The organism is Idiomarina zobellii, assembly GCF_900100855.1.
Classification (GTDB): Bacteria; Pseudomonadota; Gammaproteobacteria; order Enterobacterales; family Alteromonadaceae; genus Idiomarina; species Idiomarina zobellii.
The window spans coordinates 12,461-26,448 of record NZ_FNCB01000001.1 but is presented as its reverse complement, the minus strand read 5'-3'; the positions used below and the strand labels follow the sequence as shown (position 1 = coordinate 26,448).

Genomic DNA, 13,988 nt, shown 5'->3' with positions numbered 1-13,988 from the left:
TGAGTATGAATGCAGCCCACACCACATTTCTGCTGACATTGATGTTCACATCGTGAAAACCGTTTATGACGGTAAGAGTTGGTATATCAAGTGGTACTTCGTCGAACCTAGCTGCATATTCATTAGTGTTCACAATTAAGGTGGAAACATGAAAATTTTTAAAGTTGGTGACACTCAGAAAGTCATGTGTGAATCGTGCCAGTCGCTAGAAACAGCAACATTCGGCTTGCGTGATGTTCCTTTTAGTGACGGCCATGGTCTAGTTAAAAATGTTTTGGTTGGTGTGTGTGACAAGTGTGACCGGGTTGCGGTAATACCCCAACAATCGGTGCCTGCAATAAAAAAACAGTTAGACGCAAGGAAGAAACCTATTGAGAGTCGAGTTCCTGCTCATATGGTAGATATACTGAATTTGGCGAGTAGCTCTCTTGGGGCGAGTACAGACTTTTCAGCGGCACTTATTAAGTATTTTATTCACACAATTTATGAGAATGAAAAAACGGCTGACAGTTTGCTTAAATATCTGGACAGCGATCTTGCAGAAGGCAAAGCCCAAAAGCGCATATCTCTAAAAGGGCGTCTGGTTTTGGACGAGCTAAAGACTATTAGAGTGCGTGCGCATTTAACGAGCAATACCGATGTTTTAAAAGCGGTAGTGCTTAAAATAAACGATGATGTTTTGGTGAACCCAAAAGCTCAACTCATTAATGAACTGAAAAGTGTTGCGGCAACTTATGCTTAACTAGAAAAGTGGTGCGTCCGAGTTGACTCGAACAACCGACCTCTGCCATGTCAAGGCAGTTACGGGTATATCACTTTAATTCTTACTAATCTACATTAATGTACACCCCTTGTAAATATTGGCTTTTAGTCAAATTTCTGCAATGAGCAATTTAAGTACATAGAGGTAAATCAGGGTGGTCAATTTAATCTATGGTCACAAAAAATATGTACTAAATTGGTCATTATTAAGGCCGGAAACGCTGTCTCAGATGAATCTTTATGCAGTTTTAGCCAACCCTTGCGCGTGTCATAAAGCTGGTTATAACCATTCATAATGTCCTGTGCATCACCTGCTGATTTCCATTGACTCGCCTTACACTCTGTTACTAACTCTGCTGGCTTGAAGCATGTCGGTGATGACCAAAAGCTGGGTGCTCACCAACTGAAATATTTGGAGCTCAAATATGGCGGTTTATTACTGTTGGAGGACATTAGAAAACTAAAAGAAAATAACGCTATCAATAAAAGCGACGGCCTCTTTGTCATCAAGGTCAGTCCTGGTTATTATCAGATTTACGTTCGTTATAAAACAAAGAGTATGCTGTGAATGATATTGATAGGACTGGAGCTAAAGCAAACGCAAAAGTTGCTACAATCTCTGATATCTGAAAACTCCTGTTTGTCGTTGATTAACGTTTGCTCTCTCCCTCGACCAAAGAACCGTTAAGCCAGCGTTTGTCTTCAACGCTTAAAACAAAGTCATACTTAGAGCTTTTGGATAGTAGTTGATCGAGGCTGTACTCTTTAGTCGTCTTTTTTTGACTTAGTTTTCCCAGTGGCTTCTTTTTACATTTCATCTGCCTAACCTTTTCGTGTTGCTTGGATCAGTTCTGACTCATCTGTATGACTGGTAAACTCGTTTCTCAAAAGCAGATGGACATGCTCCTTATATTAAGCTCAAACTCTTTCTTTGCATGAATAACTAGTTTGGCTTGTCATCTCTTACGAAGCGAATACTGGTAGGTGCTATGGTAAAAATTGTTCGTAACTGTCAGCGCCAAAATTCCAAGTGGCCTGCATTTCTAATTATGATATAACGCCGATAATTTAGCAAAAATAAATGGTCATATGCTAGTTTTAGAGACGTTAAATTTACTTAATGATTTTTGCATTAGATAAAGGAGGGGCATAATGACAACCGGACAGATTGGTCTTTTGCTTCTGTTGATCTTTGGGCTTATTGCATTTTTTACTATCGGTGTATGGGGTATAAACCGATTGAAGTTGACGGAAGAAAATCGTGATGAGTGACACAAATGTATGAGAAGCGCATGAAAAAAGGCGAGGTTATTCGGATTGAACTTGGATTGGTCGCGATATACCTTTAAAACTTTGTGCACGGAACATTAACTATGGAACTGACAACGCTGCAAGCTGTATTTATCGGTGCGGCACCCTTTGTTTTATTGATTGGTGTTGCAACAATCTTTATAGGCAACAAGAAAAAAACTAAAAATAGATTAAAGTCGAGAGGGCTTGACTCAAAAAACTGCCGGAATAATCGTTCAGCCGACATGTGACTATGTATTGTCGCGTGCGAGTATAAACAACGTGGCAATCCTCTCTATGACCTCTTATAAATAGGGAAGCGGCGGTTTTAATGCTAGCCTCGGCTCGTCGTCCGATTCGACGACATAAAAACAGATGTGTTTAATTTCAGCAGTTTGGATTCAGATAGAAGCCACCGATTAAGGTGGCCTCTGAGCTGCTATAAGTCGATGTTAAAAGAAATAACGAGCCTGAAGTGTCACAACACGCGGTGCTAAATACTGCTTACTAGTCACTCCCACACCGTATGTATCGGTATGAACAGAGGCAACAGAGTCGTCGTCGAATAAGTTACGCACGTTCAGCTCTAAATCCCAATTACCATGTGAAGGAATGTAATTCACGTTTAAATGAGCGATATCATAGCTTTCTACGACGTCACGCTCAGGAGAGTTAAAGACTCGAGCGAAATAGTCACCTCGGTGTGTATAGCCCAATGATGATCTTAATGTAGCCCCATTATTGAGCTGATGTGTATAGCTTAAGCGAATATTACCGACTAAATCTGGCGTTTTCGCTAATTCGTTACCCGTTAAGTTAACAGCAGTTTCCTCGCGGGCGGCGTTAATCGCCTCGGTTGGGGCTCCATCTAGGATCAATCCGACTGAAGCATTTTCAGCTTCGGCTCTATCGATTGCATCGCGCCCTTCAATAACCTCTGACTCCATCCAAGTTAAGTTGGTATCTAAACGCCAACCTTTACCAAGGTTCGCTTGAGCTTCAACTTCTAAGCCATAGACTTCTGTTTCAGGCAAGTTTGATGCGCCTGAGTTAAAGCGTTCAATACCACTTGATTCAAATAAATAGTCACTGTAATCATAATAGAAAGCAGCGGTATTTAGACGTAACCGGTTATCAAATAAATCATTTTTGAGACCAAGTTCGTAAGCGATGATTTCTTCCTGATCAAATTTTTCAGGGAAAAATCGCGTGTCGGTCGAGCTATTTGAGCCTGCTGGTTTTACGCCACTTGCAACAGATGCATAGCCCATAGTTCGCTCTGTGAACTGATAGTCCAGCGCAAACTTCCCTGTCACGTTATCAGTTTCATCAGATGGTGTGCTGGTGATAGGGGAGCGAGTGGGAACACAGTTTAAACTGCAACGCTCATCAGAAAACTCGTTATTAGTATAACGTAAGCCCGTCGTCATACGCAGTGCGTCTGTTAACGCATAACTTACTTGGCCAAAAACTGAATACGATTGAAAGTTACGGAAGTCAGAGTTTATGAAATCAATATCCGCATTATTGTCGAACACATTGGGTCCTGCAACAACCTCACTGACTGGGTTGCCATCTCTGCCGGCGTCGTAAAAATTACGTGTATTTGAGAAAATCTCAGTATCAAGGTAAAAAGCACCAACTAACCATGTTAAATCAGCCGTTGCATCAGGTGATATCAAGTTGACTTCAGCCGTATAGGACTCATCTTCCTGTCGCAAATTACCGATAAATTCCGGTATAGGAACTTGTCCTAAGCTTGTCGGCTCTTCACCATCAGACAGAGGAAATGGTGCTGGATCATTGGCAGTCAAACTGCTTCTATCCATATCCAGGCGACGGCGCATGTCATAGTTTTGCTGGCTGAATATACCGCGTAACTGAGCCCAGTCCATAGCATAATGCATATGCAAGCTGGTCATATCCATGTCTAGTTTATAGTACTCACGGGTATCATGGTAAACCACGCGAGGATCATTGCTAATTAGGTCGAAATTACCTTTCAGCGCAGGGCCGTTTGTATCTGAGCTGAACTGCATATGTTGAAGCTGAATATCGAAGTCTTGAGTGGGTTGCCAACGTAATTGTGCTCTAACTGTCGTGTCATTTTTATCGTCTAAACGATAATCATGAGTAAGCGCTCTATTTTCTGTGAAGCCGTCATGCTCTCGGTGAGATCCAGAGAACCGTACTGCCAAATTGTCGTCTAACTTCAATGTGGTAGCACCACGAAAGTTCATCGTGTCGTACTGACCCATTGTTGCTGATACTGAGCCATCACCATTTATAAAGTCAGGCTTTTTGGTGTGCACGTTAATGGCTCCGCCTGTCGAACTATTTCCATAAATGGTTCCGTCAGGGCCTCGAGTGACCTCAACACGATCAATATCAACCAAGTCAGCCCAAAGTGCATAATCATTGGCCATAAATACACCATCAATATGATATGCCACAGCTTGCTTGGTTCCAGCGTTATCAGGTATTTCATTGCCGACGCCTCTAATTGATACAGAGGGGCGATAGCCTTGCACGCTCGATACCACAAGCCCGGGTACTTGATCACTCAAGTCAAATATATTTGCAACATTAAGTTGATCCAGTGCGCTTCCTTCGACAACAGAGACTGCGTCGGGCACTTCTTGAAGGCTTTGCTCTGATTTTTGCGCTGTCACAATAATGGTTTCAAGCTGATCTGTTTGTTCTTGGGCGTTAATGGTGAAGGACGTCCCAAGTAACAGGGCGCTCGTTACTGCAAAAGCTAACGCGTTTGGTCGAAACATTGACATTAATTACTCTCCCTGAAGCAGGTTGTTTTACGATTGAATGAATTGTAAAGGCGTGCGAGAGAGTAATAACTTAATATGACATTTAACGTATGCTTTCGCGTCATTTTGATGACATATTTAAGTCACAGGGAATGTATTTTTACTGTCATATTAATGCGGTTTAATAGAGCAAAACTTAATCCCCTTAATGAAAAGGAGTGCACTTTGAAAACGTTGCGCCACCTGTTTATCTTACATTCAGTATTTTTGAGTTTGCTACTGGTGAGCACTGATGCGTTCTCTCACGCTAGGGACGTAATTCAGGTAGCGCCACTTGAACTGCACAAGAATAGCCCGTTTGATCGAGCCTACACTCTTGCTCCTATTTCGGGTAGAACCGGAAATCTCGAAATACGATGGCCCGATAACTGGCCGTCAAAAAAACCATCAGAACATTTAAAACTACGAATTTTCCACATCAATGATTTACACAACAAACACATAATAGAAAAAGAAGATGGTGATGTTCGCTTTGTGACTGGCCTCATAGCTGCCCATGTCAGCAAGGCTCGTCGTGAGGCAAGTTCAAAAAAAGAGCATGTATTATTTTTATCCGCTGGAGATGATCATACCGGTGCCGTATATGATGAATTACTCGGTTACAGTCCAGGATCTTTCAAAAAAAGCTTGGCCTACCACGCTTATTCATCGGCAGGTCTTGATGCGGCAGTATTGGGTAATCATGAATTTGATCGCGGCACCCAAATCCTAAAGCAAGCCATTAACGCTGATGCCAATTTTCCACTATTGAGTTCAAATCTTGTTGCTTCTAAAAATTTAGATGCTGACGATTACGCTTCTGTGCTACTTGGAGTAATTAATGGGTGGCGAGTCGCGGTAGTTGGACAAACATCATCAGAAGATACGAAAAGTAACCTGGCTGACGATCCGCAATTAAAAGTTGCTCCGCAACTGGAAAATATGAACCAAATACTGACCGCTGTTGAAGGTAAGGTTGATGTCATTATCGCACTGACACATATTGGCTATCAACAAAGCGGAAAAGTTGGCGATCAAGACATCGCAGAGCTATTAGCAAAAGCGTCGGTTCCCGCTATTGTCATCGGCGGTCATTCGCACGATACACTGCATAAGTCAGGGATTAATAAAGAGCACATTTACAGTGGAGTTCCGGTATTTCAGGCTGGACAGTGGGGCGATTACATTGGGGATATTCAACTGAACTTGCGACATGACTCAAAAGAAGTCGTAATATCTAACAACACCGTTTTGCATTCTCTAAAGCAAAATAGCGCGTCGCTTATAAGCTTTAGTGAGGAGTTTTATAAAACGTCCATTGCTCCTATCATCACTGATTTTGACGATGTATTAAATGAGCCGTTAGGGCGCATCCCTGATGACTCAGCACTAACAAAAAATGCGATACTGGTTGACCGTTATACTGCAGAGCTTGCAGTTGCAAACTTTATAACGGATGCTGTTATGCAAACGGTTAATACAGATAATGAAATCGCTGATTTGGCAGCAATCAATGCATCCAGTATTGTTAACGGCTTTGAGCCGGGCGAAATGGCGACTTTTTCTGATTGGTACAATGTTATTCCCTATGCAGACACGCTTCAATTAATTGAGCTTACGCCTAATCAACTCAGAGAGCTTATAAAGTCTAACGCTCAACGCCTAGTTATGCCATCAGAGCAAGAAAGCCTCGATTTAACCGGCTTTATTAATCAGGGTTTTTTACACTTCTCGGATGCGTTACGTTATGAAGTGACTTACGAACAAGATAGACGACCCCAAGCAACCAATATTCAGTTCAACGGTAAGCCTCTCGAACATTATGCTGGTCAAACGATCAAATTGTTAGTTGGAGATTATATAGCTTCTGGCAATCTAGGATGGAGGGGCCAAACGATACATTTCCCGAATGGTGACAAAGTGGCTGGTTTTGATATTAAGTCGCTCCCAATAAAGCCCACAACTTACAAGCTCCGCGACAGCGTTTTAAAAAACCTGCGAGCGTCACATCATAAAACTATTGATATCAGAAAAGACGGAAGAATTAAGTTTAGCCGAATAAGCCAGCAAGCCGAACAAAACAAATAATAGCGTAATTAAGCAGCCATCCAAAACGCCGCAAAGTAATCCTATCGAGGATGGGGCGGGGTTAATGCGGTTTAGTGTGCAACCGCTGCGTCGGGAATCCCCCACCGACATTAGGTGGGGGAGGCTGTCAATAGAACACTGAGCTAGATCTCAAGTTCAGCGCGTTATAAGCGCCTCGGTGAGCTTAAAAAGATAAAGAGAAACCAATACTGACAGCTTCGTTTTCAATGCTCTCATTATTATGGCTCTCAGCTTCCATTGATGACAGCTCTGCTGACACTGTAAACATTTGCCATAATGTATGATAAACACCCAAACTAAATTTACTTTGTTTTTCTACCTGACTAAGCTGGTCAATTCCGGCTAAATCTACTTCTGATACACCATAATTCAAACCAACCTTAGTTGCTCCAAATGTTTGCGTTACCTGGGTAAACCAACCAGAGCTATCGCGCGGCGTACCGTTAGCATCCGCAGCATCTATCAGTAGCCCATAGTAACCGAGTCCCTTAGCATCAAATAGTGAGAGGGAGATACGAGTGTTATCCAATTGAAGTGCGCCGGTTAAATCGACACCTCTAGCGCTATAATCTCCGATATCGGTTGTGACATGTTGATTGTAAAACGTTGTAGAAATAAAGCCGTTATCATGATTGTAGCGCAAGCGGCCATGAACTCCTGGGCGCTCTGAGCCGGAATCACCCACATAGCCGTTTCCTCCGAAGCTTACTGAGTCTAGAGGTTGAAAAATACCAATATCAGCTTGCCAGTTGTCAGCAAATGACCGACTGTAAGTGATTTGAGATAACCTATCTGCAAAAATATAACCATAGCCGGCAGCGCCTAAGGTTGTGTTTAATGGACTACGGATTGATGCCGGTGCACCAACACCTCCCAGCGCCATGTCCTCAATCACCACATCAATACCGAACACACCATAACCACGACCAACTTTGAGTGTTCCTACATCGTCATTACCGACAGTAAAGTAAGCACGATATGCACGGTTATCTCCGTTCCCGTTAAATGCGCTGTTATCAGTTGAGCCCGGCTCGATTGCAAGAAACGCTTTTAAATCGAAGCCCTGAGCCTGGGTCGTCGCTGAAAATTGAAAACTGGAAGGGCTATAACCGTTTGATACGGAAGTTGCATCTTCCCCTGTGCACAGCAAAGCGTTGCCGGCTACTGTAGCCCCTGAGTCATCGCAGCTCGCATACACAGCGTGAGCATTTATGTATCCGTTAAAGGAAAAATCCCATTCCGGTGCAGAAACTGACTGAGCCATAACCGCACTACTTGCCAACATGGTTGAGACCAATGTCGTAGTTGTAAGAGCCCGCAGTTTAAGCTTATCGTTATTTTTCATGTGGTATTCCCCTGTTTTTTTCTTGTTATTAAGAATGTGCAAGATAAGCTCTGCAACGGTTATGCCAAAGCCTGAAAACTTTTAAGGCACTGTTTTTTATATAAATATTTAAAGTCGAACCAAATCATTTTGATGAATAATTTCATCATTTTCTCTTTTTTTTGATGGCTTAAAGTCATCAGAAAAGTAAGCTAGATTTATTTCTCGTGGTACGGTGATTAATTAAGTGCAATAAAAACAATGGCTTAAATTTTTAATCTAAGTTGGCACAGGGTTTGCTGTGTTATTGATAATAAAGTGTTAAAAAATAACGACAAAAAAGGGAACGCAATGACTGAGACACGCGTGCAAGTATTTAAAACCGCTCGACGGTTACTGACGGGATATGGTGCAAGTGCACAATTGGCGGCAGAGGCCGAGGCTCTCATGATGAAACGCCCTTTAATTGTTACCGATAAAGGAGTAATGGGCTCTGGCGTTATTGAACCAATTTTAGAAAGCTTCCAACATGCCTTTACAGACAGTACAACACTGTACTCAGATATTTCGGCTGAGCCGGAAACACATGTAGTCGAAGACTGCCGTCACCGTTTTATGGCAAGTAAATGCGACGGCATTATAGCTATAGGTGGGGGCAGCGCGATGGATACGGCTAAAGCCGTCGCTGTTTATATCGGTGATGATAGAAAATTGGAGGCGCTCTTTGGTGAAGATCAGGTTCGCACCAGAAAAACTCCCCTTATCTGTTTGCCGACCACAGCAGGAACAGGCTCTGAGGTGACCAATATTGCGATTTTGTCAGACGTAAACGCGCAGTTAAAAAAGGGTATTGTCAGTAACCAGTTGTTACCTGACGTTGCCATTGTGGCACCGGAATTGACCGTGAGCTGTCCACCGGCCGTCACCGCTGCGAGCGGCGTTGATGCCTTAGTGCATGCCGTTGAAAGTTATTTATCCAATTTTTCCACTGAGCTCACTCGCCCATTATCATTACGCGCGATGACGATGATCAACAAATCGCTATTACAAGCCTATGAAAATCCCAAAGATATGAATGCGCGCGAGCAAATGGCTACAGCCAGCCTTATGGCTGGCTTAGCCTTTGGGAATGCTGGAGTTGGAGCCGTCCACGCACTGGCATACCCCTTAGGAGGACGTTTTCACTTGTCACATGGTGTCAGTAATGCCGTTATGTTTACGGAAGTGATGCGTTGGAATTACGCTAATTGTCGAGCTCTATTTCTTGATATTGCTTATGCGTTGGGAGCTCCTAACACTTTGGTAAAAGAAGACGCTGGGGACTTTGTAGTTGAGCGACTGGCCCAGCTATGTGAGCAGGTTAATATTCCTAAAACGCTACGCGAGTTTGATATTCCAAGAGAAGCTATTCCTGAGTTGGCTGAGTCTGCTCATGGAGTAACTCGACTGTTACGCAATAATCCTCGGGAATTGAGCGTGGATGATATTGCAGCTATTTACACTGCTGTTTACTGAGGAAACGAGCCATGTCGTTATGGAAGCATCGTAAACCGGGCGCGGAAGCACCATTTTGGGGATTAGGGCCATTTAAAATTAGGCTGCCATTTTTACATTATCGCTTCGAGTGGCCTGATTACTTTCAGGGATTGTTGATGTGCGCGGTAGATTTAGCCGCGATTTCATTAATGGCTGAGCTTCTGGGTATGCCGTTTGAAGCTGCACTCGCGATCGTCCTGATCAATGGTCTATTTTACTTGCTTCACCATTTGCTTGGTGATCCAGTCGTACCAGGGTGGATAACTCCTGCAATACCTTTGTTAATGATGTATGTCTCAACCTTTCCCGAGGGGGAGAGTCGTGTACATGCACTAATCGCCTTTCAAATGATGTTGGGCGCATTTGCCATGGTATTGGGTGCTTCGGGCATCGCCCGACGAGTTGTTCATTATATTCCAAGCGCGATCAAGGCTGGCATCATTATGGGCGCCGGCTTAGCGGCTGTTGCTGTGGTATTTGAAGAAGGGGGACGTTTTGAATCTTTCCCCATGACAATATCCATTGCGGTTGGTATTGCATTCTACCTAATTTTTTCACGTCACTTTGCAGCCATTCAAAATAAACATTGGTTATTAGCGCTGATAGGTAAGTTGGGAATTTTCCCCATCATTGCACTTGCCATCGTGGTCGCACCGCTGTTTGGTGAGGCTCCCTGGCCAGATATTGAGTGGGGACTGACATCACCAGATTTTGTCACGATGTTTACAGAATACACGCTCTTCGGTGTTGGACTGCCACCATTAATGATGTTTGTTACAGCAATTCCGACGGTGCTAGCGGCTTATATCGTACTTTTTGGTGATGTCCTGCAGAGCAAGGCAATTTTGGATGAAGCTGATGAGGCTCGCCAGGATGAAAAAATTGATTATAGCCCTGATCGCGCTCACATAATTTTTGGAGCTCGCAATTTTGGTATGAGCATTATTGGACCAGACGTAGCAATGTGCGGACCTCTATGGGCGGCAATGCATGTGGTAATTGTTGAACGTTTTAAAAAAGGCCGCAAGGCGATGGACTCCATCTTCGGTGGCGCAGGATCGTTTCGCTGGGGCACCAATACCGGTTTACTACTACTGCCAGTCGTTAGTCTAGTGCAACCGATCTTGGGGATTGCTCTGGCACTGACACTATTGATCCAAGGTTACGTCAGTGTACGCATAGGTATTCAGGAAGCCAAAAGCGAGCGCGATCTGGGAATTGCCGGTGTTATTGCCGCAATTTTGGTAGTAAAAGGTGCAACTTGGGCGTTCGCTGCCGGGATTCTATTGTGTTTTTTGATTTATGGCTGGCGTCTACGGACACCTTCTAAGGAGACACGCTGATGTTTCACGGGGATAACCTGCAACGGGTATTAGATGCCATGAGTGATGGCGTTTACATTACCGATGGGAACGGAGTAACCATCACAGTAAATAAAGCCTATGAGCGAATAACAGGAATTCCAAAGCGCACTTTGCAGGGCATGCACATGTCAGAAGTGGTTAAAGCCGGCTACATTTCACGTTCGGTGTCGTTAGAAGTATTGAAAGAGCGACGCGCTGTAACACTGACACAGGCTCTGACCGATGACCATAAAATTTTGGTATCGGGCACTCCGATGATTGATGCCCGAGGACGCATTGAATATGTAGTTACAACGGTGCGAGACGTAACCGAGTTATTGCAAGCCAAGCGTGCCGAAGAGCAACTAGAACAGTTGTTGAATGTGCGAGAGCAATACGGTCCGGCACAGCATGACTGGCCGGCTGAGCCATTTATTGTAAGCCCGCGTACCCAAGCATGTTACGAGCTTGCGAAGCGCGTAGCGAACTCAGCGGCAAAAGTACTGTTACAAGGCGAGACCGGGACGGGTAAAACATTATTAGCACGCACTATTCATCAATATAGCCGATGCAGTAGCGGACCCTTTATTGAGCTTAACTGTGCCGCAATGCCCGAGTCACTGTTGGAAGCAGAGCTATTCGGTTATGTACCAGGCGCATTTACTGGTGCGTCAAATAAAGGAAAAACAGGGCTGCTTGAAGCGGCTAATAACGGCACTCTATTTCTGGATGAGATTGGCGACTTACCCCTGTCGTTGCAAGCAAAACTATTGAAGGTGATTGCCGAGAAGCGTTTTTTGCCGGTCGGAGGGACCGAATTCAGGCAGACGAATTTTAGACTCATTTCAGCCTCGCATCACGATTTAAAGGCGCTGGTTGCCGAGAGCCGCTTTCGGGCCGATCTTCTTTACCGGATATGTGTGGTACCTATCGAGCTACCTGCGCTTCGCGAGCGTACTGAGGAAATTGAGCCGCTATTGGAACACTACCTTTGTTATTTTAATCAACAATATGAATTTGACTGTCGTTGGCATCAGAGCGTTGTTGAGCGCCTTACTCGTTACGATTGGCCTGGAAATATTCGAGAATTAATAAATTTAGTAGAGCGGTTAGTGGTGACCAGTGAGCAAGCATTAATAACGACCGCTCATTTACCTCGAGAACTTATCGGTGAGCAGTTTCTAGGAAAGCAGGGGCTTTCGTTGAGACATCGGATGGATGAGCTTGAATTAAGGCTTATAAGTGAGGCTCTCCAAGTTCATGGTACGACACGAGCTGCGGCACAAGCATTGGGTATAGACCAGTCAACATTAGTAAAAAAACAACAACGATTAAAAGCAAAAATGATGGGAAATCCAACTCAAGATGATGAATGAGAAACAGGTAGATTTAAAGCAGGCGGCCTTAATTGGCGTAAATTGGATCCCGTGTAGCGGGAGCAATACGTTGAAGGTTTTTAATCCAGCTAGTGGAGAGCTGCTAGGCACTGTTCCAAAGCTCTCTGAGGAGCAAGTTCGCTATGCGATTACCACTGCTGAGCGTGCTTTCAATAGTTGGCGTAAGACTTCGATAAACGAACGTTGTGCAGTACTTAATAATTGGTACCAAAAGATAAAAGAGAATGAGGAGCGGTTAGCGTCAATCATTACTCTAGAACAAGGAAAGCCGTTCGCTGAGGCCCTGGGAGAAGTTCGTTATGCGGCGAGTTATGTAAAGTGGTACGCACAACCGGCGTTGCAGGATAACGGGAGCGCAATGCCCAATGGTTCCGAGGGTGAGTCGTTGAAAACAATTACAGAGCCGGTCGGTGTCTGTGCTGCGATAACTCCCTGGAATTTTCCAGCAGCGATGTTAACTCGAAAGGTCGCACCAGCTCTGGCTGTAGGATGTTCAATGATAATAAAACCTGCACCTGAGACTCCATTTACAGCACTTGCATTGTCAGAGCTGGCGCTTTTGGCCGGCGTTCCTCCGGGTCTGATTAATGTAGTAACTGGTGACGCACAACTTATAGGCGACATAGTGTGCACCAGCAAACAGGTTAAAAAGCTCAGCTTTACTGGATCAACAGCTGTGGGGCGGCACTTGATGCGAGCTTGTGCCTCTACCGTTAAGCGCCTTTCGCTTGAATTGGGCGGTAATGCCCCGTTTATAGTCTGTAGCGATGCTGATATCGATAAAGCAGTTGAAGGAGCGATGCAGTCAAAGTTTCGCAATGCCGGACAAACTTGTGTCTGTGCGAATGCGTTTTATGTTCATGATTCGCTATATGACCGTTTTGCGAGTGCTTTTGAAAAACGAATAAAAGCACTTTCCTTAGGCTTAGGCAGTGATCCCCATACCGATATAGGTCCCCTCATTAATGAACGGGCTCTGGAGAAGGTGGAGGCACTAGTTAGAGATGCCAGAGAAAAAGGCGGCAAGATAGTGTATGGAGGCGAGCGTTGGGCAGAGTCGGAGCGTTGGTATCTTCCTACATTGATCACAGAAGCAACAACCGATATGCGCTGTGTTCAAGAAGAAGTTTTCGGCCCAGTCGCCCCTTTAGTTCGCTATAGCGATGAAGATTCGCTCATTGCGTCACTTAGAGCACAGGATACAGGTTTAGCGGCTTACTTTTACAGCGAGAGTCTGAAACGGATCCACGACCTCGCTGCGGAGTTAGAGGTGGGTATGGTAGGCGTTAACACTGGCGTTATCTCAGATCCTGCGATGCCTTTTGGCGGAGTTAAAAGCTCTGGCTTAGGCCGAGAAGGAGGTCGACAAGGCATTACGGAGTACCTCGAAACAAAGTACATCAAGCTTTGTTACTAACAAGTA

Annotated in this window: 9 protein-coding genes; 7 read left to right on the top strand and 2 right to left on the bottom strand. The window is 44.3% G+C overall.

Going from position 1 to position 13,988, the window contains the following annotated elements; translation table 11 throughout:
- Positions 1–148 precede the first annotated feature (148 nt).
- Both BLT32_RS00085 and BLT32_RS12900 read left to right on the top strand, forming a co-directional pair.
- Positions 149–742 carry a hypothetical protein gene (locus BLT32_RS00085; RefSeq protein WP_053952273.1) on the top strand — a complete coding sequence of 198 codons (594 nt, stop codon included), beginning with the start codon at positions 149–151 and terminating at the stop codon, positions 740–742.
- A gap of 1,393 nt (positions 743–2,135) precedes the next feature.
- On the top strand, positions 2,136–2,303 hold the full coding sequence (locus tag BLT32_RS12900) for a hypothetical protein (RefSeq protein ID WP_161802655.1): 168 nt from the start codon (positions 2,136–2,138) through the stop codon (positions 2,301–2,303).
- Positions 2,304–2,504: 201 nt separating this feature from the next.
- On the opposite strand, the gene BLT32_RS00075 is transcribed toward BLT32_RS12900, so the two are convergent.
- A complete protein-coding gene (locus BLT32_RS00075) occupies positions 2,505–4,838 on the bottom strand; it encodes a TonB-dependent receptor (protein ID WP_053952271.1) in 2,334 nt (777 codons plus the stop codon).
- Between the two features lie 204 nt (positions 4,839–5,042).
- Here BLT32_RS00075 and BLT32_RS00070 point away from each other — a divergent pair, with 204 nt between their 5' ends.
- Positions 5,043–6,944, top strand: a complete 1,902-nt coding sequence (locus BLT32_RS00070; protein ID WP_053952270.1) for a bifunctional metallophosphatase/5'-nucleotidase — start codon at positions 5,043–5,045, stop codon at positions 6,942–6,944.
- A 184-nt stretch (positions 6,945–7,128) separates the two neighbouring features.
- Here the strand turns inward: BLT32_RS00070 and BLT32_RS00065 are convergent, their stop codons facing one another.
- Positions 7,129–8,310 carry a porin gene (locus BLT32_RS00065; RefSeq protein ID WP_053952269.1) on the bottom strand — a complete coding sequence of 394 codons (1,182 nt, stop codon included), beginning with the start codon at positions 8,308–8,310 and terminating at the stop codon, positions 7,129–7,131.
- 330 nt (positions 8,311–8,640) lie between these two features.
- On the opposite strand from BLT32_RS00065, the gene BLT32_RS00060 reads away from it, so the two are divergent.
- The 4 genes from BLT32_RS00060 to BLT32_RS00045 are packed head-to-tail and all read left to right on the top strand — an operon-like array spanning position 8,641 to position 13,982.
- Positions 8,641–9,804, top strand: coding sequence for an iron-containing alcohol dehydrogenase (locus tag BLT32_RS00060; protein WP_053952268.1), 1,164 nt, complete (start codon positions 8,641–8,643; stop codon positions 9,802–9,804).
- Between the two features lie 11 nt (positions 9,805–9,815).
- Positions 9,816–11,168, top strand: a complete 1,353-nt coding sequence (locus BLT32_RS00055; RefSeq protein ID WP_053952267.1) for a hypothetical protein — start codon at positions 9,816–9,818, stop codon at positions 11,166–11,168.
- Positions 11,168–12,544, top strand: a complete 1,377-nt coding sequence (locus BLT32_RS00050) for a sigma-54 interaction domain-containing protein (RefSeq protein WP_053952266.1) — start codon at positions 11,168–11,170, stop codon at positions 12,542–12,544. Before BLT32_RS00055 ends, BLT32_RS00050 begins: the two co-directional genes overlap by 1 nt.
- Entirely contained in the window at positions 12,534–13,982 is a 1,449-nt protein-coding gene (locus BLT32_RS00045; protein ID WP_053952265.1) for an NAD-dependent succinate-semialdehyde dehydrogenase, read from the top strand. The genes BLT32_RS00050 and BLT32_RS00045 overlap by 11 nt, the downstream gene beginning before the upstream one ends.
- Positions 13,983–13,988 lie beyond the last annotated feature (6 nt).

Coding starts and splice junctions, on each gene's coding strand:
- BLT32_RS00065 (WP_053952269.1), bottom strand. CDS start 8,310: ATGAAAAATAACGATAAGCTTAAACTGCGGGCTCTTACAACTACGACA.
- BLT32_RS00045 (WP_053952265.1), top strand. CDS start 12,534: ATGATGAATGAGAAACAGGTAGATTTAAAGCAGGCGGCCTTAATTGGC.
- BLT32_RS00075 (WP_053952271.1), bottom strand. CDS start 4,838: ATGTCAATGTTTCGACCAAACGCGTTAGCTTTTGCAGTAACGAGCGCC.
- BLT32_RS00055 (WP_053952267.1), top strand. CDS start 9,816: ATGTCGTTATGGAAGCATCGTAAACCGGGCGCGGAAGCACCATTTTGG.
- BLT32_RS12900 (WP_161802655.1), top strand. CDS start 2,136: ATGGAACTGACAACGCTGCAAGCTGTATTTATCGGTGCGGCACCCTTT.
- BLT32_RS00050 (WP_053952266.1), top strand. CDS start 11,168: ATGTTTCACGGGGATAACCTGCAACGGGTATTAGATGCCATGAGTGAT.
- BLT32_RS00060 (WP_053952268.1), top strand. CDS start 8,641: ATGACTGAGACACGCGTGCAAGTATTTAAAACCGCTCGACGGTTACTG.
- BLT32_RS00085 (WP_053952273.1), top strand. CDS start 149: ATGAAAATTTTTAAAGTTGGTGACACTCAGAAAGTCATGTGTGAATCG.